The organism is Pantoea sp. (genome assembly GCF_032114055.1).
Lineage (GTDB): Bacteria > Pseudomonadota > Gammaproteobacteria > Enterobacterales > Enterobacteriaceae > Pantoea.
The window spans coordinates 723,128-748,349 of the sequence record NZ_DAMCTB010000001.1; the positions used below are offsets into that span (position 1 = coordinate 723,128).

Sequence of the window (25,222 nt, forward strand, 5' to 3'; positions counted from 1 at the left end):
GCCTTTAAAAAAATGCATCCCCTCAGCGATTAAAATATTTTTTGTATTTTTAAAATTTATTTAATTAATGAATTTCAATATCTTATAGAGAAATTATCTCTTAATCACCCGATACCCGCTGCCAATCGTTCTGGCAAATATGATCTATATCAACCCCCGCCATCTGCGCCTTTGTTACCATTTTTTCAGACCAGTTCAGGAGTAAGTTAGTGTGAAAACTGACAACCCTTTTAATCTTTTATTACCTGCCGCAATGGCGAAAGTCGCCGAAGAGGCCGGTGTTTATAAAGCCACCAAATCTCCCTTTACCACTTTCTTTCTGGCGATTAACGCTGGCGTATTTATCTCAATTGCGTTCGTTTTTTACATTACGGCGACCACCGGCAGCGGTGCGATGCCCTACGGCCTGACCAGACTGATTGGGGGTGTCTGTTTCTCCCTTGGCCTGATGCTGGTGGTGGTTTGCGGTGCCGATCTCTTTACCTCCACAGTGCTAATTGTCGTTGCTAAAGCCAGCGGACGCATCAGCTGGGGACAGCTGGCCCGCAACTGGATCAACGTCTACGCCGGTAATCTGGCAGGCGCCCTCTTCTTTATGGCCCTGATGTGGTTCGCCGGTCAGCATACAGTGGCAAACGGCGCATGGGGTCTGAACGTGCTGGAGACCGCCGATCACAAGATGCATCACACTTTTCTGGAAGCGGTATGTCTGGGCACGCTGGCTAATTTGCTGGTCTGCCTCGCCGTCTGGATGAGTTATTCAGGCCGTACACTGACCGATAAGCTGGTCGTAATGATTCTGCCTGTTGGGATGTTTGTCGCCAGTGGGTTCGAACACAGTATTGCCAATATGTTTCTTATCCCTTACGCCATTACGCTCCGCGACTTCGCGACACCGGCATTCTGGCAGAGTGTGGGCTCGTCGGCAGCCCAGTTTCCATCGCTTACCGTCAGTCACTTTATTCTCGACAACCTGATCCCTGTGACGCTCGGTAACATCATCGGCGGCGGCGTGCTGGTCGGGCTGACCTACTGGGTTATCTATCTGCGCAAAGGAAGCCAGACACACTGATTCTGAATCTGACGGCACAGCATCAGAGCTGTGCCTGACCGTAAAGTCTCCTCATATAAGGCAGGTATATTATGACCGAACTTAATGCAAAACTGGCTTCAGCATGGGAAGGATTTGCTGAAGGCGAATGGCAGAATAGCGTCAACGTGCGCGACTTCATTCAGAAAAACTACACCCCTTATGAAGGTGATGAATCATTTCTGGCGGGCGCGACCGAAGCGACCACCCGACTGTGGGAAAGCGTGCTGGAAGGCATCAAAATTGAGAACCGCACCCACGCCCCTGTCGACTTCGACACCGACCTCGCCTCAACCATCACGTCCCACGACGCCGGTTATATCAATAAGTCACTGGAAAAAATCGTTGGTCTGCAGACTGAAGCGCCATTAAAACGTGCCATCATTCCTTTCGGTGGCATCAAGATGGTTGAAGGTTCCTGCAAAGTCTATGGCCGTGAACTCGATCCTTCACTGAAAAAAATCTTCACCGAATACCGCAAAACCCACAATCAGGGCGTATTCGATGTCTACACCCCTGATATTCTGCGCTGCCGTAAATCGGGTATCCTGACCGGTCTGCCTGACGCCTATGGCCGTGGCCGTATTATCGGCGACTATCGTCGTGTAGCGTTATACGGCATCGACTTCCTGATGGCCGATAAATTCGCTCAGTTCACCTCACTGCAGCAGGATTTAGAGAATGGCGTGAACCTGGAAGCTACTATCCGTCTGCGTGAAGAGATCGCCGATCAGCATCGTGCGCTGGCGCAGATCAAAGAGATGGCGGCGAAATATGGCCATGATATTTCCGGCCCGGCGACCAATGCGACAGAAGCGGTGCAGTGGACTTACTATGGCTACCTGGCCGCCGTGAAATCACAGAACGGTGCGGCGATGTCTTTTGGCCGCGTCTCGACCTTCCTCGATGTTTACATCGAACGTGACCTCAAAGCCGGTAAACTGACTGAAGAGCAGGCACAGGAACTGATTGACCATCTGGTCATGAAGCTGCGCATGGTACGTTTCCTGCGTACACCGGAATATGATGAGCTGTTCTCCGGCGATCCTATCTGGGCGACAGAATCCCTGGCCGGTATGGGCGTCGATGGCCGAACCCTGGTATCAAAAAGTACGTTCCGCTTCCTGAACACCCTCTACACCATGGGTCCTTCACCTGAGCCGAACATGACCATTCTGTGGTCAGAAAAACTGCCGGTTAATTTCAAAAAATATGCCGCTAAAGTCTCTATCGACACCTCATCCCTGCAGTATGAGAACGATGACCTGATGCGTCCTGATTTTGATAACGATGACTATGCCATCGCCTGCTGCGTGAGCCCGATGGTGGTCGGCAAACAGATGCAGTTCTTTGGCGCCCGTGCCAACCTGGCGAAAACGCTGCTTTACGCCATTAACGGCGGCGTGGATGAGAAGCTGAAAATGCAGGTTGGACCGAAAGGTGACAAAATCAGCGACGACGTGCTGGATTTTGATACCGTCATGGCGCGTATGGACCACTTCATGGACTGGCTGGCCAAACAGTATGTAACCTCACTGAATATCATTCACTACATGCATGATAAATACAGCTATGAAGCGGCACTGATGGCCTTACACGATCGCGATGTCTACCGCACCATGGCCTGTGGTATCGCCGGGCTTTCCGTGGCTGCCGACTCACTCTCTGCCATTAAATATGCCCGGGTGAAACCGGTGCGTGATGAAGATGGTCTGGCTATCGACTTTAATATTGAAGGCGAATATCCGCAGTTCGGTAACAACGACCCCCGGGTGGATGACCTGGCCTGCGATCTGGTTGAACGCTTCATGAAGAAAATTCAGCAGCTGGCCACCTATCGTAATGCCGTCCCAACACAGTCTGTTCTGACCATTACCTCTAACGTGGTTTACGGTAAGAAAACCGGTAACACACCGGATGGACGCCGCGCAGGGGCGCCGTTTGGCCCGGGTGCCAACCCGATGCATGGCCGCGACCAGAAAGGTGCCGTTGCCTCGCTGACATCCGTTGCCAGACTGCCGTTTGCTTACGCGAAAGATGGTATCTCCTATACCTTCTCCATCGTGCCAAACGCACTGGGTAAAGATGATAACGTGCGTAAAACCAATCTTGCTGGTCTGATGGATGGCTATTTCCATCACGAAGCCAGTATCGAAGGCGGTCAGCACCTTAATGTCAACGTTATGAACCGTGACATGCTGCTGGACGCGATGGCGCATCCGGAAAAATATCCGCAGCTGACCATTCGCGTCTCTGGTTACGCGGTACGCTTTAACTCGCTGACCAAAGAGCAGCAGCAGGATGTGATTACACGTACCTTCACACAATCCCTGTAATCGCCGTTCTGAGTAATAAAAAGGCTCCTCGCGGAGCCTTTTACTCAAAAGTCTGTTCTGGTCGTCATCCTGTCAGGGTGCCTGCCAGAACCGATTTCCTGCCCTGAGCGCAACAGAGATTGCGCCGTCTGTCCCGGCAGACTTACTGGAGAAAACATCGCAATGTCAGTTAACGGTCGTATCCACTCATTTGAATCCTGCGGAACCGTTGATGGTCCCGGCATCCGTTTCATCACTTTCTTTCAGGGCTGTCTGATGCGCTGCCTCTACTGCCACAATCGCGATACCTGGGATACCCACGGCGGCAAAGAGATCAGCGTCGACGCGCTGATGGCTGATGTGCTCTCCTATCGCCACTTTATGAACGCTTCGGGCGGCGGCGTAACGGCATCAGGAGGCGAAGCGATTCTTCAGGCTGAATTCGTCCGCGACTGGTTCCGCGCCTGCAAAGCAGAAGGCATCCATACCTGTCTCGACACAAACGGGTTTGTCCGCCGTTACGATCCGGTGATCGATGAGCTGCTCGACGTAACGGATTTGGTGATGCTCGATCTGAAACAGATGAATGATGAAGTCCATCAGATTCTGGTTGGCGTATCCAACCACCGGACGCTGGACTTTGCCCGTTACCTGCAGAAGAAGGGAAAACGCACCTGGATCCGGTTTGTCGTGGTGCCCGGCTACTCCGATGATGATGACACGGCGCACCGGCTGGGTGAGTTTACACGGGACATGGAGAACGTGGAGAAGATTGAGCTGCTGCCCTACCACGAGCTGGGTAAACACAAATGGATCGCGATGGGTGAAGCGTACAAACTGGAGGGCGTCAAACCGCCCACCAAAGAGACAATGGAACGGGTGAAAAACATTCTTGCCAGTTACGGCCATGAAGTAATGTATTAAATGTGATAACAGCAAAAAGGGAGCCTGTGCTCCCTTTTTGCGTTTCCGCCCTCAGGCGTGCGCCACCGGTGTGGCATGCTGATCGGCTTTGCGCAGCAGCATCACCAGATAGATCAGCGACACGGCGGCGATCATCACAAACAGCAGGCGGTCAGAATAGTTCTGCATCAGCATTGAGGTCATGGCCGGGCCAAGCAGACTGCCAACGGTATAGCTCATCAGTAGCGCCTGATTCATCGCAACCAGCTCGTGATGTGCGACGGTCTCACACGCCCAGGACATCGCCACCGGATAGAGCGTAAAGCCCGCCAGCCCCAGAACAAACAGTGCAGGTGCCATCGCGGCATTGCTTAACATCGCCATAGCGCCGAGGATGACGACAAAGACCTGCACACGCAGCACCAGCAGCCGGCCAAAGCGATCGGCCAGACGCCCCACCGGCCACTGCCCGACAATCCCTGCGCTCACCAGCAATGCCATCCAGTAACCGACATTGGCGTCGCTCATGCCCTGATGTGACAGGTAGAGCGGCATCAGACCATAGAGCGAGCCGAGAACGATGCCGGAAATAATGCAGCCATTGATACCCAGGCGTGAACTCCGGCGACGCAGCATCGGCCAGATACGCGGCTGAGCCGTTTCCGCCGCTTCCGCACGGGCGGAAACGCGGGTAAAGGCCAGCGGTAAGACCGCGCACAGCACCAGCGAAGTGACCCAGGGGATGACGCTGAGCAGCTCCGTGGAAAGCCTGCTGACCAGCAGCTGCCCGGCAACGGTGCCCAGATAATAGACAATCATATAGGCTGCAAGCAGCCGTCCGCGGTTACGCACGGTGCCGCTACAGAGCAGCGCGCTCTCGACCACCACCCACATCAGCGCACAGCCTGCGCCTGCCATAAAACGCAGCGCGCTCCATAGCCAGAATCCCTGCATCATCGCCAGACACACCGTCGCCAGCGCAAAGAGTCCGGTCGCCAGGTAGTAGCTACGATTGAAACCATACTGGCCGATCAGCCAGCCCGCCAGCAGCGTGCCGGCAAGATTTCCGGTGTAATAAGCGGAACTGACAATGCCCACCTGCCAGGTGGTGAGGAGATCATGAGTCAGCCACAGGGGAACCAGCGTATTCAGCACGGCGATGGCGACAGTCATTAACATCAGGCCGCATAGCAGCAATATCACAGGGCGTGACCAGGTGGACATAGGGGATAAAAACCAGAATAGAAGAAGGAAATTGCGCGCAGTTTGCCATCCGCTAGTATAAAGTCAATGGGCGAGAAATGACCGCAGCACATTTTGCTGGCCGACAATTTAATTTACTAATCTTCAGTGGGTTACAAACGTTATAACTGGCGGGAGGTTAATAGCTATCTCTATGAAAAATGAGATTTTTAGGCGTTTCGGCAGGTCTGATGTCGATAACGTTTATTTGTGATAAATTCTGGCCTGTCTGTATGGGACATGATGATACGGCGGCATAAAAAAACCCGGCCGGAGCCGGGTTTAGTGTATCAGTAGCACTTAACCGATCATTTCGACGCCGTTCATATAAGGGCGTAAAACTTCTGGCACCGCGATACGACCATCTTCCTGCTGGTAGTTTTCCAGCACTGCAACCAGGGTACGGCCGACAGCCAGACCTGAACCGTTCAGGGTATGCACCAGACGTGGCTTCTTATCCTGCTTGCTGCGGCAGCGCGCCTGCATGCGACGTGCCTGGAAATCACCCATATTGGAGCAGGATGAGATTTCACGATAGGTATTCTGCGCCGGGAGCCAGACTTCCAGATCGTAGGTTTTAGTTGACCCGAAGCCCATGTCGCCGGTGCAGAGCAGCACCTTACGATATGGCAGGTTCAGCAGCTGCAATACCTTCTCAGCGTGACCGGTCAGCTCTTCCAGCGCCTCCATAGAGTGCTCCGGGCTGACGATCTGCACCATTTCCACCTTGTCGAACTGATGCATACGGATCAGGCCGCGCGTGTCACGACCGTAGGATCCCGCTTCAGAACGGAAGCATGGGGTATGTGCGGTCAGCTTAACCGGCAGACTCTCCTCTTCGAGGATCTCGTCACGCGCCAGGTTGGTCAGCGGCACTTCTGCGGTAGGGATCAGCGCATAGTGGCTGCTGTCTGACTCTTCTTCCAGCGGACGGGTATGGAACAGGTCCTCACCAAACTTCGGCAACTGGCCGGTGCCATACAGCGTTTCATGGTTAACCAGATAGGGCACATAGGTTTCGAGGTAGCCATGCTGCTCGGTGTGCAGGTCGATCATGAACTGGCTCAGTGCGCGATGCAGACGGGCAATCTGCCCCTGCATCACCACAAAGCGCGAGCCGGTCAGCTTCACGGCAGCCGCAAAATCCAGACCTTTGGCTGCTTCGCCCAGTTCAACATGATCTTTCACCGGAAAGCTGAACTCACGCGGAGTGCCCCAGCGGCTCACTTCCTGGTTTTCACTGTCATCTTTGCCCAGCGGCACTTCATCTGCCGGAATGTTCGGCAGCGCCAGCGCGAAGTCACGGATTTGATTCTGCAGTTCATCCAGTTCTGCTTTTGCGCTATCCAGGCGTTCGCCCAGTACGTTCACTTCCTGACGCAGCGGCTCGATGTCTTCCCCACGTGCTTTGGCCTGACCGATGGATTTGGATCGGGCATTACGCTCAGCCTGCAGATTTTCTGTTTCTACCTGCAACACCTTGCGACGCTCTTCGAGCGAACGCAGCGTGTCCACATCCAGTTTGTATCCCCGGCGTGCCAGTTTTTCTGCGACTGCGTCTGGCTCATTACGCAGCAGATTGGGATCGAGCATGCTTATCCTGTGTATTAAAAGTTGGTTAAAAGAAGGGACGCACCCCGTGGAATGCGTTGAAAACATTGCTCACATTACCGTAACGTCTGTTTCAGCGGTAGCGTTTTGTCGGGCTATTTTGATCCTGCTCAGCCAGCCAGCTTAGCTTTTCGCCAATCTTACCCTCCAGTCCGCGCGTGGTCGGGGTGTAATAGCGTGCACCGGCCAGCGCCTCGGGAAAATAGACTTCACCTGCGGCATAGGCGTGCGTTTCGTCATGCGCGTAACGGTACTCTTTACCCAGCCCCATCTCTTTCATGAGCTTAGTCGGCGCATTACGCAGATGTTCCGGCACATCGTAGTCGGGATGGTCGCGGGCATCGCGCATCGCGGCCTTGAAGGCGGTGTAGACGGCGTTACTTTTCGGCGCGCAGGCCAGATAGACGATCGCCTGAGCTATCGCGCGCTCCCCTTCGGCCGGCCCCACGCGCGTAAAGCAGTCCCAGGCGGCAATCGCCACCTGCATCCCGCGTGGATCGGCATTGCCGACATCTTCCGAAGCGATAGCCAGCAACCGCCGCGCGACATAGAGCGGGTCGCCGCCTGCGGTAATGATACGCGCATACCAGTAGAGCGCCGCGTCGGGTGCGGATCCGCGCACCGACTTGTGCAGCGCCGAGATAAGATCGTAGAAACGATCGCCCTTGTTATCAAAGCGCGCAGAGCGCTCACCCGACACTTCATTGAGCAGTTGCGGCGTCAGCTGCCGCTGACCTGACGCGTCGGCTTCCGCCATGTCCGCCATCATCTCCAGCGTGTTCAGCGCCCGGCGGGCATCGCCGTTGACCAGTTCAGCAATCATCCGGCGCGTATTGTCCGGCAGCACGATGTCACTGTCACCATAACCCCGGGCTTTATCCTGCATCGCCTGATCCAGCACCTGTTCAATATCCGCCTGCGTCAGGGATTTCAGCAGGTAAACGCGGGCGCGCGACAGCAACGCCGAGTTAAGTTCAAACGAGGGGTTTTCGGTGGTCGCACCAATAAAAGTGATAGTGCCATCTTCAATGTGCGGTAAAAATGCATCCTGCTGGCTTTTGTTAAAGCGATGCACCTCGTCCACAAACAGGATGGTGCGCCGCCCGGCATGTTTGTTCTGCCGCGCACGCTCGATCGCCTCCCGGATCTCTTTTACGCCTGAGGTCACCGCCGAGATGCGCTCCACATCGGCGTTACCGTAATGCGCGATAATCTCAGCCAGCGTGGTCTTGCCGGTCCCGGGCGGCCCCCACAGGATCATTGAATGCAGGTGCCCTGCTTCAATCGCGCGCGGCAGAGGTTTGCCCGCGCCCAGCAGATGCTGCTGACCAATGTACTGTTTCAATGTTTCTGGCCGCATACGCGCGGCCAGAGGTTTGAAATTTTCGGTGGAAAAATCCAGGGACAGGTTACTCACCATGACCTCACTGACGTTGGTCGTCCACCGTTACGCCTTTAGGCGGTGTGAACGTGAATTTATCCGGGCTGATCGCCCCATTCTGCTGGCTCTTCAGCTGGTAGTCGCTGCGCTGACCATCCTGCTCAATCGCGCTGAAGCGATTGATAGTACCGCCAGGCGTGACCTGAATGGTGAACTGCTTCAGATTGCCGTCGCTGTTTTTCGGCGTCAGCTCGAAGTTGTCACCCTGCTGTTTAATGTTGTACTGCTTCCAGTCGTTTGACTGGTTGCGGGCAATCAGCATAAACGGCGTGTTGCTGGTCGCATTCTGCAACAGGCTGACGGTCGCCTGCTCAACAAACGGATTGTAGAACCACAGCGATTTGCCGTCGGAGATAATGATGCTTTCATCCGGCGCGGTCATGTGCCAGTTAAACAGGCTGGGGCGTTTTACCCACAGTTCGCCTTCGCCATCCTGAACGTTAGCGCCGCTGCTGTCGGTCACTTTTTGCGTGAAGCTGGCATGGAAGCTGTTGACCTTGTTCAGGCGCTGTTGCAGGTCACTGGAAGCATCAGCCAGAACACTGGCTGAAGAAAAGGTGGCCAACAGGCCCAGAGCGATTACGCGTAGTTTCATCTGCTGCAATTCCTTATTTAAATGTTCCCGTCGATTACTGCATTAAGCCTGGTCGCCGTTCCGTCATCAGAACAGAGGAAAAAACCGAAACCTGACTAAGATATGGGGGTAAGCCCCCTAAAAACAATGAGCCAGTATAAACTGGCTCATTGAATCATGTTTCAAAACATATCGCTGGCTACATATCGTGCGGCGGCGGCGACAGCACTTCACGGTTGCCGTTGTGTCCGGGTGCGGAGACGATGCCCTGTGCTTCCATCTGTTCAATGATACGCGCCGCGCGGTTATAACCAATGCGGAACTGACGCTGAACGCCTGAAATTGACGCCCGGCGCTTGTCGATGACAAAGCTCACGGCCTGATCAAACAGCGGATCCAGCTCCTCATCACTGTCCATTCCGCCCGCGCTTTCGCTCTCTTCGCCAGCGGTAATGCTGTCGATATATTGCGGACGACCGCGGGCTTTCCAGTCCTGCACCACCGCATGCACTTCCTGGTCACGCACAAACGCACCGTGTACACGAATCGGCAGCGAAGAGTTAGGCGGCATATAGAGCATGTCACCCATGCCCAGCAGGGACTCTGCACCGCCCTGATCGAGAATAGTACGGGAGTCAATTTTGCTGGACACGGTAAAAGCGATACGTGTCGGGATGTTCGCTTTGATCAACCCGGTAATGACATCCACTGAAGGACGCTGGGTCGCCAGCACAAGGTGAATACCGGCGGCACGGGCTTTCTGTGCCAGACGCGCAATCAGCTCTTCCACCTTTTTGCCCACGGCCATGATCAGGTCGGCAAACTCATCGACCATCACCACGATGTAAGGCAGTTTTTCCAGAACCGGCGGCGTCATATCCATGCTGTCGCCCGGCTTCCAGAACGGATCGGGGATCGGACGACCCATCGCCTCGGCCTGCTCCACTTTTTCGTTATAACCCGCAAGGTTACGCACGCCCAGCGCCGACATCAGCTTATAGCGACGCTCCATCTCACCCACACTCCAGCGCAGCGCATTGGCCGCATCCTTCATATCCGTGACGACTTCGGTCAGCAGATGCGGAATGCCTTCATAGACCGACAGCTCCAGCATTTTCGGGTCAATCATGATGAAGCGTACTTCTTCAGGCGTCGCCTTATAGAGCATGCTGATAATCATGGCATTCACGCCGACAGACTTACCGGAACCGGTGGTACCGGCGACCAGCAGGTGAGGCATTTTGGCCAGATCGGCGACCACCGGCTGTCCGGCAATGTCTTTACCCAGCACCACAGAGAGCGGTGACGGGTTATCGCGGAATTTAGGGCAGTCCAGAACTTCACGCAGGTAAACGGTCTGACGATGCTTGTTCGGCAGTTCCAGACCCACGTAAGGTTTCCCGGGGATCACCTCCACGACACGCACCGCGACGGTAGAGAGTGAACGCGCCAGGTCACGCGACAGGTTGGAGATTCGCGCCGCTTTAACGCCAGGCGCCAGATCGAGCTCGAACCGGGTGATCACCGGGCCAGGCGAGATGCCGACGACTTCCGCCTTCACGCGATAATCGCCGAGACGCGCTTCGACCAGACGGGCGGTCTGCTCCAGCGAGAACATATCTACCGGCTCTTCCTCGGCCGGAGGAGCGGTCAGCAGATCCATGGAAGGCAGAGGTGTAGAAGGTTTCTCCAGCGGCTGTTCATGACGCATCAGGAACGGGTGAATCAGGCTGTCATGCAGTGACGGTTTCGCCTCTTCAACAGGTTCAGGCGCGGCAGCGGGTGTACCATAGACCGCTGACGGGTAAGCCGGTGCCGCAGGAGACGCGGGTGCGCTGTAGGCAGACGTCGCGGCAGGCGTGGTATAGGCCGGTTCGGCCGGGGCGTCCGGGCCACTGTAAGCAGGTTTGGCCGGGGCACTGTAAGCCGGTTCGGCCGGGGCGTCCGGGCCACTGTAAGCAGGTTTGGCCGGGGCACTGTAAGCCGGTTCGGCCGGTGCAGGTACCTGAGCCGCAGCCTGCGGCTCTGCAACCTCGCTCACCTGCTGCCAGGGCTCATGTGAAACCGCGGGCGCTTCCGGTTCCGGCGTCGCCGCAATGGTAAACAGCGGCTCGGTCGGGCCATCATCCACCAGATCTTTCATCGGTGAAAAATCAAACGCAGAGGCGGTATCGATATTCAGTACCGGCTCTTTCTTTACGTCAGACTGGTAACGCTGCTGTTGCTGTTCGGCGAACTGACGCGCCAGCGCAGCCTGCTGCTGTGCATCCTGTTCCTCTTCTTCATCCTGCTGCCAGCTGGTGCCGTAGCGCTGCTGCTGCTCAGACTGGAAGGCCTGGCGCAGTTCAGCCTGCTGTTGCGCCTCTTCAGCCTCCGCCACAGACGCCTGACTCTGAGCCGGGGCCGTTTCACGCTCTTCCGCACGGGCTTTCTCTTCAGCCATGCGCTGAGACGGCAACTTGATACCGTAAGAAGCCAGCTCGCGGCGGGTCGGCAGTTTAACCGGATTAGGACGTGGTAACGCCGGTCCGATGCCCTGTTTAACCTGCGGATTTGGCGAAGTTTCCGGTGCTATGTCGAACACAGGCGTGGTACGCGTAGCCGATGCCGCGGCGGCTGTCGCTGCCGTTGCGGCCGCAGCGGTGGTGGCAGGCACCGCTGCCGCATCCCGCCAGTTGCCCATTCTGGGCTCATCATCATCATAAGCGCTGAACGATGGCGCGGCTGGCGCCTCGTCCGGCATTTCGAAATGATAGAGCGGCGGAGAGGCCGCCGGAGCAGACGCAGACGGCGCCGCTGCCGGAGTGGAGTAAGGCTCGGGCGTAGTCTGCGCGGCGGCCGAAGCACGGTAGGATTCCGGGGCGATTTGCGCAGCTGGCGGGGCAGTGTAAGACGCAGGGGCGCTCTGCCCGGTTGCCGGAGCACGGTGAGGGTCAATGGCGCTCTGCGCAGCCGCTGGGGCACTGTACGATGCAGGGGCGCTCTGCGCAGGCGTAGCCCCAGGCTGCGATGCCGGAATGGTGGCGGCCGGTGCAACTGGCGCTGGCGCAGTGCCTGCTGCTGCAGGCGCAGGTGTGCCCGCAGCAGCCGATGCGACCACGGCAGGCGTGACGCCAGCCGCTTCGGTGGTCGCCGCGACGGCAGCGCTGGTTGCTGCGGCAGCTTTCGCCAGCAGCGGATCGGGCTGTGACGGCGCGGACGCCGCACGCGGCGAAGAGAGCAGCACATCGTCGTCCTGATCCGCCCCGCTCATCTCAGGCAGATCGGCATATTCGCGCGTATCGCGCTCGTCATCCTCTTCCAGCCACGGCTCATCGTGACGTGAGCGGTTACTGGCAAACGTCAGTACACCCATCACCACACCACCAATCCGCTCTGCGATGGTCAGCCACGACCAGCCGGTATAGAGCGTGATGCCCGCCGCCCAGACGCAGAGCAGCATCAGCGTGCCACCCGCCGGACTGAACCACGGGGCGATCGCATTACTGACCAGGCTGCCAATGACGCCGCCGGAGGCGAAGTACCAGATATCGTCGGCATTCAGCGCCGCCATACCACAGGTCGTCACCACCAGCGCAAGCACGCCAATTAAGCGCAGCCCGACCGCAAAGTAGTCGAAATAGTCCTGATTATCGCGCTGCCGGAAAGCAATCCAGCACAGCCCCAGGATGACGGGCGGAATGGCATACGCCATCACCCCAAAGATGAAGAGTAAGGTATCGGCCAGCCAGGCACCGGGGCTGCCGCCGAGATTGTGAATGGGTTCATGCCAGGCCGTCTGCGACCAGCTCGGGTCGGAAGGATTAAAGCTGACCAGAGAAACCATCAGGTAGATGGCAAACAGCGCCACCAGAATGAGCATCGCTTCCAGCAGACGACGTCCACTGCTCAGCGACTGTAACGAAACGTCTTTATCTTCTGTGTATTCCTGGCTCAAGAGGACTCTCCAGGTGCCTGTAAAGTAAGAAGCAACAGCGTCGGGCAAGCCCGACGCTGATCCTGTATGAATGCACAGGAGTGTACCGAAATCTCACAGGTTTTGCACCTGCGCCGCATCAGCGGGTTTTGATCACCAGCCGGTTGCTCTGTTTGACCTCTTCCATCACCACATAGGTTCGCGTGTCGTTTACGCCCGGCAGGCGCAGCAGGGTTTCACCGAGCAGCTTACGATAGGCAGACATATCAGGAACGCGGGTTTTCAGCAGGTAGTCAAAATCACCAGAAACGAGGTGACACTCTTGAGTTTCCTCAAGTTTTTGCACGGCGGCGTTAAATTGTTCAAATACATCCGGCGCGCCACGATTCAGAGTAATCTCAACAAATACCAGCAGAGAGGCATCCAGATAGTGCGGGTTCAGCTGCGCGGTATAGCCAAGGATAAAACCCTGACGTTCGAGGCGGCGCACGCGCTCAAGGCATGGCGTAGGTGATAAGCCTACGCGTTTGGAAAGCTCTACATTTGAAATGCGACCATCTTTCTGAAGTTCGTTCAGAATATTCCTGTCAATTCTGTCGAGGTCTTTCCCGGGGCGTTTCTTATTGTCTACCATTATTATTGTCTCTCTTCATTCCTTCCCTTTACCTGCCACGCCCTGAAAACGCTCATTGTTCGGGGCATTTCTGAAGTGAGCTAACGGAGCCTGAGTAATAAGACTTATCGATATGACGCATGTTGTCTGTCCACATCATGCGTCATTATCCATATCAGACTGCTTTTATCCGGCGTTACGTGCAAAACAGGCGATGAAAACCTGTTTTGTGCCGATAAATGTTATTCACTTCTGATAATGTTTTCGCAAATGCGCAGGCGATTGTCAAAGTAAAATCACCAAATTCAGGACAAGATGCCAGACAGACCGCTGGGTATCTGTTTTTAAATGAATATTTTTCCGCTCATGCACCGGTTTAACCCGAGTTTTGCCCCCTTCTGGCGCATCGGGCAGGCAAAACTGCCACTCATCGTCTACGCCGTTTGCAGCTATCGTTAACAAAATTGGCTAAGCCTTGTCATTGCTGCCGGATATTCCCTACAATCGCAGGCTATGTCAGCCGAATGAAACTGAGGAACGCATGAGTACGGCCAAACACAGTAAGTTACTCATTCTGGGCTCTGGCCCAGCGGGTTATACCGCAGCCGTTTATGCTGCACGCGCCAACCTGAATCCGGTGCTGATTACCGGTCTGGAAAAAGGCGGACAGCTGACCACTACCACTGAGGTGGAAAACTGGCCGGGCGACCCGCACGATCTGACAGGCCCATCGCTGATGGAGCGCATGCATGAGCATGCCGAAAAATTTAATACTGAGATCATTTTTGATCATATCCATACCGTGGATCTGCAGAACCGTCCGTTCCGCCTGACGGGCGACAGCGGCGAGTACACCTCGGACGCGCTGATCATCGCGACCGGTGCGTCAGCGCGCTATCTGGGCCTGCCCTCAGAAGAGGCGTTTAAAGGCAAAGGTGTCTCTGCCTGCGCGACCTGTGACGGATTCTTCTACCGCAACCAGAAAGTGGCCGTCATCGGTGGCGGCAACACAGCGGTTGAAGAGGCGCTTTATCTGGCGAACATCGCTGCCGAAGTGCATCTTATTCACCGTCGCGACAGCTTCCGCGCTGAGAAGATCCTAATTGACCGTCTGATGGAAAAAGTGCGCAACGGCAATATCGTGCTGCACACTCATCGCACACTGGAAGAGGTGACTGGCGATCAGATGGGTGTAACCGGTCTGACGCTGCGCTCTACCCAGAACAGCGATGAAACGGAAACGCTGGACGTCGCGGGCCTCTTTGTCGCGATTGGACACAGCCCGAACACGGCCATCTTTGAGGGCCAGCTGGCGCTGGAGAATGGTTACATTAAAGTGCAGTCAGGCCTGCACGGCAATGCTACCCAGACCAGCATCCCTGGCGTCTTCGCGGCAGGCGATGTCATGGACCATATTTACCGCCAGGCGATCACGTCAGCAGGCACCGGTTGTATGGCTGCGTTAGACGCTGAGCGTTTTCTTGACGGGCTGGTTAAAAACGATCGGTAAGTTGTTAACTCTCTGATCTCAAATGTTCCAGGCGACGGTTTTTCAGTCGCCTTTTTTATTGCCCTCATGCTAGATTCTTGCCTCTGAAGCGCGCAAAACGCGTTTCCTGTTTTCCCCCTCATCGACATTTAGCATGGTCTCGCATGGACAAATCGCGGCAGCAGCATCTTACCCGCTGGCTTCGTCAGCAACGTCGTTTCGCCGGTCGCTGGTTGCGGCTCAACACGCTGCTGGGCACGGCAGGTGCCCTGCTGATTATCGCCCAGTCGGCCCTGCTCGCCTCGCTGCTGCAGGCCCTGATTATTGACCGGCAGCCGCATGAAACCCTGACGTTTAGCATCATGTTGCTGCTGCTCTGCTTTGTGCTGCGCGCCCTGATTAACTATGCCCGGGAACTGACCGGATTTCGTGCCGGGCAGGCCATCCGGCAGGCGTTACGCCAGCAGGTGCTGGACCGGTTAGCTGAACTGGGCCCGGCCTGGATTCAGGGAAAACCTGCCGGAAGCTGGGCGACGCTGCTGCTGGAGCAGATTGAAGAGATGCAGGAGTATTACGCGCGCTATCTGCCGCAGATGACCCTGGCGGCGCTGATCCCCTGCTGCATCCTGCTGACCATTTTTCCGCTCAACTGGACAGCTGGTCTGATCCTGTTTGCCACCGCCCCCCTGATTCCGTTATTCATGGCGCTGGTCGGAATGGGGGCAGCCGAGGCTAATCGCCGCAACTTCCTGGTGCTGGCCCGACTGAGTGGGAACTTCCTGGATCGCCTGCGTGGCCGGGAAACGCTGCGGCTCTTTCATCGCGGTGCAGCCGAGCAGCAGGCCGTGGCCGCCGCCACGACTGATTTCCGCCAGCGGACGATGGAGGTGCTGCGCCTCGCCTTCCTCTCCTCCGCGGTGCTGGAGTTCTTTGCCTCACTCGCGATTGCGGTAGTGGCCGTCTACTTTGGCTTCTCCTATCTGGGCGAACTCCATTTCGGCGATTACGGCCAGGGCGTCACGCTGTTTGCCGGTTTTCTGGTGCTGATCCTCGCCCCGGAATTTTTCCAGCCGCTGCGCGATCTTGGCGCGTTCTATCATGCTAAAGCGCAGGCGGTCGGTGGAGCCGATGCGCTTGAGGCTTTTATGCAGGCTACGCCCGACGTCGCGCCGCAGGCGGGCCAGCAACCTTTCACCGCCAGTGGCGCAGTTTCGGTGATCGCTACGGATCTGTGCGTCTGCGCGCCCGATGGCCAGGTGCTCTGCGGGCCCCTCACCTTCAGCATCGCGCCGGGCGAACAGATTGCGCTGGTCGGCCAGAGCGGGGCCGGTAAAACCGCCCTGATGAACGCCCTGCTCGGTTTCCTGCCCTACCGGGGATCCCTGACGGTCAACGGCACAGAACTGCGTGAGATACGGCGAACGGACTGGCATCAGCAGCTTAGCTGGGTAGGACAGAATCCTCAGTTACCGGCTGCCACCCTGCGCGACAACATTCTGATGGGAGCCACCTGTGAAGCCGACCGTTTTGACGCGCTGCTCGACTCGTGCGGTATTACCGAGTTTCTGCCCCGTCTGCCGCAGGGCATTGATACGCCGCCAGGGGAAGGGAGCAGTCTGCTCTCCGTGGGCCAGGCGCAGCGCATCGCGGTCGCGCGCGCACTCTGCAAGCCTGCCCATCTTTTACTGCTCGATGAACCCGCCGCCAGCCTGGATGCGCTGAGTGAACGTCATGTGATGGTGGCATTGAACCAGGCCGCGACCCGTCAGACCACGCTGATGATTACCCATCAGATCGACACACTGAGCCGCTGGCCGACCCTCTGGGTGATGGAAGCGGGTAAACTGGTACAGCAGGGAAGCTGGGCGCAACTCTCACAACAGCCGGGTGCCTTCAGTGAGATGCTGAAGCATCGCCAACAGGAGATCTACTGATGTCCGCCCTGCGTCCTTTTCTTCGTCTCTGGCAGCGCCACCCTTTTCGCCTGACGCTGGGTGTCGTACTGGCGATCGTAACCCTGCTGGCCAGTATCAGCCTGCTCACCCTTTCCGGCTGGTTCCTTGCCGCCTCGTCCGTGGCAGGCGTCGCCGGACTCTATACCTTCAACTATATGCTGCCTGCGGCAGGCGTACGCGGGGCCGCGATCATTCGCACGGCCGCTCGCTATGCCGAACGCCTGGTGAGTCACGACGCAACGTTCAGAGTCCTGCAGCATCTGCGTGTTCATACGTTTGGTCGTCTGATGGCGCTCTCGCCGGGCCAGCTGTCGCTGTTCCGTCAGGCAGACCTGCTTAACCGCTTTGTCGCCGATGTCGATACGCTGGATCATCTTTATCTGCGTGTCATCTCGCCGCTGACGGGCGCCTTTGTGGTGATTGTAGTGGTGACGCTGGGGCTGAGCCTGATCGCTGTTCCGCTGGCATTGACGCTGGGCGGGATCATGCTGGGCACCCTGGTACTGATGCCCGCGCTGTTTTATCGCCTCGGCTCGCCTGCCGGTATCGCGATTGCCCGGGGCCGTGCCCGCTGGCGTTCACAGCTGACGCAGTGGCTGTCGGCGCAGGCGGAACTCACGCTATATGGCGCGTCGAAGCAGTGGCGTCGGCAGCTTGATGCGGATGAACAGCGCTGGCAGCAGGCTCAGCGCCAGCAACAGCATCTGCAGGCGGCGGCGCAGAGCCTGCTGCTGCTGATCAGCGGCATGACGGTCACCCTGCTGCTCTGGCTCAGCGCCGCGACCATCAGCGACCATCAACTGCCCGGTTCGCTGATTGCGCTGGTCGTATTTTGCTCACTGGCGGCCTTTGAAGCGCTGGCCCCGATCGCCGGGGCATTTCTGCCGATGTCGCAGGTGATAGCGGCCGCTCAGCGCGTCAGTGAGGTGATCGATCAGCCTCCCGCGATCGCTTTTCCGGCAGCGTCGGCGGCGCGGCCTGGCAGCCTGGCCGTCCGTATCGACCAGCTTGATTTCAACTATCCCGGGCGTCCGGAAAAGGTGCTGAATGGCTGTCATCTGGCGGTGGCGGCGGGCGAGCGCATAGCGCTTCTGGGGCCGACCGGCTGCGGAAAATCTACGCTGCTGGCCCTGTTAACCCGCGGCTGGGAGAGCCAGCACGGGACGATCAGCCTCAACGATCGACTCATTAATGATTGGTCAGAGTCTGAACTGCGCCAGCGCATCAGCGTGGTCACGCAGCGTGTTCATCTTTTCAGTCAGAGCCTGCGCGATAACCTCCTGCTGGCCTGTCCCGACGCCAGTGACGAGCGGCTTATCCGCGCCCTGAACGATGTCGGTCTGCAGCGGCTGTCCGAGAACCCCGAAGGGCTCAACGCCTGGATGGGCGAAGGCGGCCGTCCGCTTTCAGGTGGCGAACTGCGCCGACTCGCGCTGGCGCGCGCGCTTCTGCATGATGGCGATCTCTGGCTGCTGGATGAGCCGACTGAAGGCCTGGATGCCACCACTGAGCAGCATATCCTCGCGCTGCTGCAGCAGTTAACCGCAGATAAGACCGTGATAATGGTTACCCATCGGCTCAGCGGTCTCGAACAGATGGATCGCATCTGCGTAATGGATAATGGCGAAATTATTGAACAGGGCAGTCATGCCGAATTAATCTCAAAATCAGGCCGCTACTGGCGTTTCCGGCAGCGTATTGCGTTATAGTCATAGCGAAACGCTGATGAGTAACATAACGCAATGAGACTGGTACAACTGTCACGGGACTCTCTGAACTTTCCGCCACCTGAAATGGCCCTGCGCGAACCTAATGGTCTGCTTGCCATGGGAGGCGATCTTTCTCCTGCCCGGTTACTTAACGCGTATCAGCACGGCATTTTTCCGTGGTTTTCGTCCGGTGACCCGATTCTCTGGTGGTCGCCCGATCCCCGAGCGGTGCTGCTGCCTGAGCAGTTTCATCTCAGCCGCAGCATGAAACGTTTCCACAGCCGATCGCCCTATCGCGTCACGATGAATCAGTCGTTTGCTGCGGTGATCGAGGGCTGTGCCAGCGGCCGCGATGAAGGCACCTGGATCACCTTTGAGATGAAACGCGCCTGGTTGCAACTCTATGAGCTGGGCCACGCGCACTCCGTAGAGGTATGGAACGAGCAGCAGCTGGTCGGTGGTCTGTATGGACTCGCGCTGGGACAAATCTTCTGTGGCGAGTCGATGTTCAGCCGTCAGGAGAATGCCTCAAAAACTGCACTCTGGGTATTCTGCCAGCACTTCATCAGGCATCGGGGGCAGTTAATTGACTGCCAGGTTCTTAATTCTCATACTGCTTCGCTGGGTGCACAGGAGATTCCGCGGGCTGACTATCTGCAGTATGTACAACGCCTGGTGAGCCAGTCAGTCAGCGAAGGGTGCTGGCAGACACAAACCCTTTTTTAGCCATGTTGAGATGTTTTGCACACATAAAGGCGGTTAAGTGGTATAATAGCCGGGTTTGGTATGTCGTCCGCGCTTCGCAAGCCTGAGCCGGAATTGCCAGGCTGGGAATCTCAACGCACTCTCGGAACTGTTTTCAATCGTGCGCGTATAACCGGTTGATACAGATTCTTAGCCCGCTAATCCCCTGCAGACGCCACATAAACACCCTAATTTTACCGGATGCACGCCCTGCCGTGCACCCCAGCAAAGCGTTGGCAAAATCGCCGACGGTTCTTTACATAAATCGTTGAATTGGGCATTATCTTGCCGATTCAACTGAAAGGTAGTACACCCAGAGGATTCGATGGCCAAAGAAGACAATATTGAAATGCAAGGTACCGTACTGGATACGTTACCTAACACCATGTTCCGCGTAGAACTTGAGAACGGACACGTGGTTACTGCTCACATCTCCGGTAAAATGCGCAAAAACTACATCCGTATCCTGACGGGTGACAAAGTGACCGTTGAGCTGACGCCGTACGACCTGAGCAAAGGCCGCATTGTCTTCCGTAGTCGCTAGATTGCAGTAATTTTATCGCCTTGCGTTAAGCAGCGAAAAAAAAGGCCGGATAATCATCCGGCCTTTTTCATTTCTGCAGCAGGGCTTAGTGCACCGTGCCTTCCGTTTTGCGTTTTTCTGCGCTCAGGAAGTGATAGGTAAGTTCACCCTTCTCACGATCCAGCGCCACCGACACTGAGCCACCATCCACCAGTGAACCAAACAGGAGTTCATTGGCTAACGGTTTTTTCAGGCTGTCCTGCACGGTACGCGCCATTGGACGGGCGCCCATCGCTTTGTCATAGCCCTTCTCAGCCAGCCAGTCGCGCGCTTCATCGCTGACTTCCAGCGACACGCCTTTAGCATCCAGCTGCGCCTGCAGTTCGACAATAAACTTGTCGACCACCTGATGGATCACCTCTGTTGACAGATGACTGAACCAGATGATGTTATCGAGACGGTTACGGAACTCTGGCGTAAAGATCTTTTTGATCTCTTCCATCGCATCGCTGCTGTTGTCCTGATGAATCAGACCGATGGATTTACGTTCGGTCTCGCGTACACCAGCGTTCGTGGTCATGACCAGCACCACATTACGGAAGTCCGCTTTGCGACCGTTGTTGTCGGTCAGCATCCCGTTATCCATCACCTGCAGCAGCAGGTTGAAGACATCCGGATGTGCTTTCTCGATCTCATCCAGCAGCACGACCGCATGGGGATGCTTAATCACGGCATCGGTCAGCAGACCGCCCTGATCAAAGCCGACGTAACCCGGAGGCGCACCGATCAGACGGCTGACGGTGTGACGCTCCATGTACTCGGACATATCGAAACGCAGCAGCTCAATACCCAGTGCTTTCGCCAGCTGCACGGTGACTTCCGTTTTACCGACACCGGTCGGACCGGCGAACAGGAAGGAACCGACCGGCTTACGATCCTGACCCAGACCGGCGCGGCTCATCTTGATCGCTTCGGTCAGCGCCTCAATAGCGTTGTCCTGACCAAACACCAGCATTTTCAGGCGATCACCCAGATTTTTCAGCGTATCGCGGTCGGTTGCCGACACGCTCTGCTCCGGAATACGGGCAATACGCGCCACGACCGTTTCAATGTCAGAGACATTGATGGTTTTCTTACGCTTGCTGGCTGGCATCAGGCGTGCACGGGCGCCCGCCTCATCAATCACATCAATCGCCTTATCGGGCAGATGACGATCGTTGATATATTTCACCGCCAGCTCCACGGCGGCGCGCACCGCTTTCGCGGTATAACGCACATCGTGATGCGCTTCGTACTTGGTCTTCAGGCCATTGAGGATCTGCACGGTCTCTTCGACAGAAGGTTCCGTGATATCGATCTTCTGGAAACGACGGGCCAGCGCACGATCTTTTTCAAAGATGTTGCTAAACTCCTGATAGGTGGTGGAGCCCATCACCCGAATTTTGCCCGAAGAGAGCAGCGGTTTGATCAGGTTAGCCGCATCGACCTGGCCGCCCGACGCCGCACCTGCACCGATAATGGTATGGATCTCATCGATAAACAGGATGCTGTGTTCGTCCTGCTCCAGCTGCTTCAGCAGCGCTTTGAAGCGTTTCTCAAAGTCACCACGGTATTTGGTGCCCGCCAGCAGCGAACCGATATCCAGCGAGTAAATGGTGCACTCTTTCATCACTTCCGGTACGTCGCCCTGCTCGATACGCCAGGCGAGACCTTCTGCAATGGCGGTTTTACCCACGCCCGATTCGCCCACCAGCAGCGGGTTATTTTTACGACGACGGCACAATACCTGAATGGTACGTTCCAGCTCTTTATCGCGACCAATCAGTGGATCGATCCCACCGACGCGAGCAAGCTGATTAAGATTGGTGGTGAAGTTTTCCATACGCTCCTCCCCGCCTGCTTGCTCTTCGTTAACCTGATTTTCCGTGCCAGGCGCCTGGCCCGGCTCGTCTTTGCGTGTACCGTGAGAGATAAAGTTCACCACATCAAGGCGGCTCACTTCATGTTTGCGTAACAGATAGGCGGCTTGCGACTCCTGCTCGCTGAAAATGGCGACCAGCACATTAGCCCCGGACACTTCGCTGCGACCAGATGACTGGACATGGAAAACCGCACGCTGCAGGACGCGCTGGAAGCTGAGCGTCGGCTGTGTGTCGCGCTCCTCTTCGCTGGCGGGCAGCACCGGCGTGGTCTGTTCGATGAAGGCTTCGAGTTCCTGCCGCAGAGCCACCATGTCCACCGTACAGGCTTCCAGTGCCTCTCTGGCCGACGGGTTACTGAGCAACGCCAGTAACAGATGCTCGACGGTCATAAACTCATGACGGTGCTCACGCGCTCTGGCGAAAGCCATATTTAAACTGAGTTCCAGTTCTTGATTGAGCATTAGGCACCTCCCCCAATTATCGCCCTTACCTGTTCCTATATGGAGACGGGTTCAGGCTTTTTCCAGCGTACACAGCAACGGATGATGGTTTTCCCGCGCATAGTTGTTCACCTGGGCCGCTTTTGTTTCCGCGACTTCTGCAGTATATACACCACAGATCGCTTTGCCGTGATAGTGAACTTTCAACATCAGTTGCGTTGCACGTTCAACATCATAAGAAAAGAACTTTTGTACAACGTCAATAACAAATTCCATAGGTGTATAATCGTCATTATTCAGAATGACTTTATACATTGAAGGTGGCTTTAACCCTTCACGTACTTTGTCTTCGGCCAGATGTTCAAAGTTAAGCCAGTCGTTTGTGTTTGCCATAGTGTTCCGTTGAGATTGTGCTTTAGCCTTTCTGGGGCTTCATGTTGAAAGTTTAACATGTCTGTCAAGCGGCAGATCGCTGCTGAAAATTTATTCAGAAATTTCCCTGCGCGACCTGCATCACAAAATTCGTAATAGCGTTAACTGCCTCAAATTTTGATGAATTTTTCCCCACCTGGCCCGGTGGTTTGCTTGACGCCAGCGGCGCTTTCTCTACATTCTACCTGCTGCTGATTGAGTTTTAATCAAATGCAACTCACAGCGCTAAGACCTCACCTACTTATAAAATGTCTTGCGAGGGAAGTAAAAGCATGGAAACGGGCACAGTTAAATGGTTCAACAATTCCAAAGGCTTTGGCTTTATCTGTCCGGTCGGTGGTGGCGAAGATATTTTCGCGCACTACTCCACCATCCAGATGGAGGGCTACCGGACGCTTAAGGCAGGCCAGCAGGTTCAGTTTGATGTGCATGAAGGCCCGAAAGGCAATCACGCCAGCCTCATCGTGCCGGTCGAGGCGCCGCAGGCCGTTGCCTGACTGCTGTCTGCCGCTGAACCCGATCCACAAATGCCAGCCAGTGCCGCTGGCATTTTCCTTTGCGCGAAACGTTAATCTGCCTGTCCCTGCGCCAGCCCGACGACCCGATCAAACATCTGTCGCAGCAGCGCCGGAATAGCCTGCGTGCCCCGTTCGGCGGCGGCGCTGGCGACGGCGATCGCCAGTTCTGGCTTCGAACTCTGATGGATGGCTTTGGTAATAATACGCCTGGAACTCATCGGAACGTTTAACGGCAGGTGCGCCATCTCATGATAGACAGCCTGAAACCCCTGGTGATAGAGAAAATTCTCCATATCAAGGGCGGGCAGCTGCGTGAGAAAACGGGGTTCGGGCTCACCCGGCTGCAGCTGCGCGCGCGCCGTGCTGGCATATTTATTACCCGCCTGATCGCCATCCGTCAGGACATGCCAGGCTATGCCCATCCGCCGGGCGAACTTCAGCAGCGGCTTTAAGCCCGACTGCGCAAACTCAATCACTTTTACCCCTTCGGCCGCGAAGTTGTAGCCGCACTGCTGCGCCAGCTCATGCATGATCCAGACCTCGGTTTCGCCCTCCACCAGTAACCAGCAGCGGGCAAACAGCGCGGCTGGCCGGTTCACCCGGATATGAAAGCCGATGCGCCGGCTCTCCTCGGCACTCAGCCCTTCCGGGCCGATGTGCCAGGCCGCAACACGTGACGGACCGCGCACCAGCCGGCAGACGTGCTCCATCGGCACCTGCGACAGCAGCTCGGCGGAATTGGTGGTGGCGATTTTCTGCAGGGGCAAGAGCCTTAGCAGGTTCCAGGCCACTGACAGCATTATCGGATGGAGCCGGGTTTCCGGATCTTCAATCAGCAGCAATGGCCGCGCATCGGCGGCCAGCGACACCTCTCCCCGCGCCGCTATCAGCAGGGTAAACATCTGCAGCAGGATCAGCTGGCGGCTGCGGGAATCGGTGCCGGCAATCAGCTGATTCAGGTGATCCAGTGCTCGCCAGCCATGCATGCCGTCGCGCGTGTGCGATTCCCGGTCGCGCGGCACGTTAATGGGCACCGGCGGCTGCACCAGAAAGTAGTGCTGCATCAGCTGCTGCATGGTTTTCAGCCCCTGCCGCAGGACCTCGTCACTGAGCTGTTGTGGATGGCGCTCCAGGTCACGTGCCAGACTCTCCATGCCCGCCAGCAGCTCCGGATGCGCGGAGGTGACAGGCGCACGATTCCGCGTCCGTTTACTGAAGCGGGCATCGCGCAGGCGCAGCACCGGATAGCGCTTCAGCAACAGCGTAATCGCCGCCGCGCAGTTCTGCTCCGTTAAGAGCTGCCCCTTCTCGTCCACAAAACGGCGACGGGATTCGATGCCGCTCTCCCGCCAGGTCGCACTGACGCTGTAACAGATCCAGCGCTGGCCCTGCGCATCCTGCTGCCAGAAGGGGGAGAAGATCGCGTCCGGATCGCGACCATCGTCCCGATAGTGAAACACCACCGACAGGCGCCGCATGGCGTCGGTGACGTCGCCCGGCGTGAAGTGAAAATCGCCCTGAGTAAAGACGTAGGCCGGTTCATGGGGCGAAAGCAGCAGGCTCAGGGCATCCAGCAGGCTGGATTTCCCCTAGGCGTTTTCACCAATCAGCAGAGTGGTCCGGGTTAAGGGCAGTGAGAGCTTATTGATGCCGCGGAAACCGCGAATGTCGATATGTTCCAGAATCATAGGCGTCCCTCCTCCGGTTATAATGAGCATGGTTGCCGTCAGCCAGCCGGTCAAGCCGCAATGGGGTTTACTCCGTTACGCTTTTTCGCTAGCGTGT

17 protein-coding genes and 1 pseudogene are annotated in these 25,222 nt (G+C 56.6%); 9 read left to right on the forward strand and 9 right to left on the reverse strand.

The window, feature by feature from the left end; genetic code table 11:
• The first annotated feature begins 211 nt into the window (after positions 1 to 211).
• The 3 genes from focA (at position 212) to pflA (ending at position 4,329) form a co-directional block, all read left to right on the forward strand.
• Complete coding sequence (focA, locus tag RT657_RS03435) at positions 212 to 1,072, forward strand: formate transporter FocA (protein WP_313652503.1); 861 nt, start codon at positions 212 to 214, stop codon at positions 1,070 to 1,072.
• A gap of 71 nt (positions 1,073 to 1,143) precedes the next feature.
• The gene (gene pflB / locus RT657_RS03440; RefSeq protein WP_313652504.1) at positions 1,144 to 3,426 is read left to right on the forward strand and encodes a formate C-acetyltransferase; all 2,283 of its coding nucleotides are present in this window, start codon (positions 1,144 to 1,146) and stop codon (positions 3,424 to 3,426) included.
• A gap of 162 nt (positions 3,427 to 3,588) precedes the next feature.
• On the forward strand, positions 3,589 to 4,329 hold the full coding sequence (gene pflA, locus RT657_RS03445; protein ID WP_313652506.1) for a pyruvate formate lyase 1-activating protein: 741 nt from the start codon (positions 3,589 to 3,591) through the stop codon (positions 4,327 to 4,329).
• A 51-nt stretch (positions 4,330 to 4,380) separates the two neighbouring features.
• Here the strand turns inward: pflA and RT657_RS03450 are convergent, their stop codons facing one another.
• The 6 genes from RT657_RS03450 to lrp all read right to left on the reverse strand — a co-directional run bounded on the left by RT657_RS03450 (position 4,381) and on the right by lrp (position 13,726).
• Positions 4,381 to 5,532 (reverse strand): MFS transporter, encoded by a 1,152-nt coding sequence (locus tag RT657_RS03450; RefSeq protein ID WP_313652507.1) that lies wholly within the window; start codon positions 5,530 to 5,532, stop codon positions 4,381 to 4,383.
• A 318-nt stretch (positions 5,533 to 5,850) separates the two neighbouring features.
• A complete protein-coding gene (serS, locus tag RT657_RS03455) occupies positions 5,851 to 7,143 on the reverse strand; it encodes a serine--tRNA ligase (RefSeq protein WP_313652508.1) in 1,293 nt (430 codons plus the stop codon).
• A gap of 91 nt (positions 7,144 to 7,234) precedes the next feature.
• Positions 7,235 to 8,578, reverse strand: coding sequence for a replication-associated recombination protein A (locus RT657_RS03460; RefSeq protein WP_313652510.1), 1,344 nt, complete (start codon positions 8,576 to 8,578; stop codon positions 7,235 to 7,237).
• 7 nt (positions 8,579 to 8,585) lie between these two features.
• A complete protein-coding gene (lolA, locus tag RT657_RS03465) occupies positions 8,586 to 9,197 on the reverse strand; it encodes an outer membrane lipoprotein chaperone LolA (RefSeq protein ID WP_313652511.1) in 612 nt (203 codons plus the stop codon).
• A 178-nt stretch (positions 9,198 to 9,375) separates the two neighbouring features.
• Positions 9,376 to 13,113 carry a DNA translocase FtsK 4TM domain-containing protein gene (locus tag RT657_RS03470; RefSeq protein WP_313652512.1) on the reverse strand — a complete coding sequence of 1,246 codons (3,738 nt, stop codon included), beginning with the start codon at positions 13,111 to 13,113 and terminating at the stop codon, positions 9,376 to 9,378.
• A 118-nt stretch (positions 13,114 to 13,231) separates the two neighbouring features.
• Positions 13,232 to 13,726: a leucine-responsive transcriptional regulator Lrp gene (gene lrp / locus RT657_RS03475; protein ID WP_006118610.1), complete on the reverse strand. Its 495-nt coding sequence runs from the start codon at positions 13,724 to 13,726 to the stop codon at positions 13,232 to 13,234.
• A gap of 520 nt (positions 13,727 to 14,246) precedes the next feature.
• Between lrp and trxB the strand changes: the two genes are divergently transcribed.
• The 5 genes from trxB (at position 14,247) to infA (ending at position 20,146) form a co-directional block, all read left to right on the forward strand.
• Entirely contained in the window at positions 14,247 to 15,215 is a 969-nt protein-coding gene (trxB, locus tag RT657_RS03480) for a thioredoxin-disulfide reductase (RefSeq protein ID WP_313652514.1), read from the forward strand.
• 143 nt (positions 15,216 to 15,358) lie between these two features.
• Entirely contained in the window at positions 15,359 to 17,128 is a 1,770-nt protein-coding gene (gene cydD / locus RT657_RS03485; RefSeq protein ID WP_313652516.1) for a heme ABC transporter permease/ATP-binding protein CydD, read from the forward strand.
• Entirely contained in the window at positions 17,128 to 18,858 is a 1,731-nt protein-coding gene (gene cydC, locus RT657_RS03490; protein WP_313652518.1) for a heme ABC transporter ATP-binding protein/permease CydC, read from the forward strand. Before cydD ends, cydC begins: the two co-directional genes overlap by 1 nt.
• Before the next feature lie 33 nt (positions 18,859 to 18,891).
• Complete coding sequence (gene aat / locus RT657_RS03495) at positions 18,892 to 19,584, forward strand: leucyl/phenylalanyl-tRNA--protein transferase (RefSeq protein ID WP_313652520.1); 693 nt, start codon at positions 18,892 to 18,894, stop codon at positions 19,582 to 19,584.
• Between the two features lie 343 nt (positions 19,585 to 19,927).
• Complete coding sequence (gene infA, locus RT657_RS03500; RefSeq protein WP_002211347.1) at positions 19,928 to 20,146, forward strand: translation initiation factor IF-1; 219 nt, start codon at positions 19,928 to 19,930, stop codon at positions 20,144 to 20,146.
• Between the two features lie 85 nt (positions 20,147 to 20,231).
• Here the strand turns inward: infA and clpA are convergent, their stop codons facing one another.
• Together clpA and clpS are read right to left on the reverse strand one after the other, a co-directional pair.
• Entirely contained in the window at positions 20,232 to 22,508 is a 2,277-nt protein-coding gene (clpA, locus tag RT657_RS03505) for an ATP-dependent Clp protease ATP-binding subunit ClpA (protein WP_313652522.1), read from the reverse strand.
• 51 nt (positions 22,509 to 22,559) lie between these two features.
• Positions 22,560 to 22,880 (reverse strand): ATP-dependent Clp protease adapter ClpS, encoded by a 321-nt coding sequence (gene clpS, locus RT657_RS03510; protein ID WP_313652523.1) that lies wholly within the window; start codon positions 22,878 to 22,880, stop codon positions 22,560 to 22,562.
• A 311-nt stretch (positions 22,881 to 23,191) separates the two neighbouring features.
• On the opposite strand from clpS, the gene cspD reads away from it, so the two are divergent.
• Positions 23,192 to 23,416, forward strand: a complete 225-nt coding sequence (gene cspD, locus RT657_RS03515) for a cold shock-like protein CspD (protein WP_313652524.1) — start codon at positions 23,192 to 23,194, stop codon at positions 23,414 to 23,416.
• Between the two features lie 71 nt (positions 23,417 to 23,487).
• Here cspD and RT657_RS03520 read toward each other — a convergent pair.
• Positions 23,488 to 25,125, reverse strand: a pseudogene (locus RT657_RS03520) (DUF2813 domain-containing protein).
• Positions 25,126 to 25,222 lie beyond the last annotated feature (97 nt).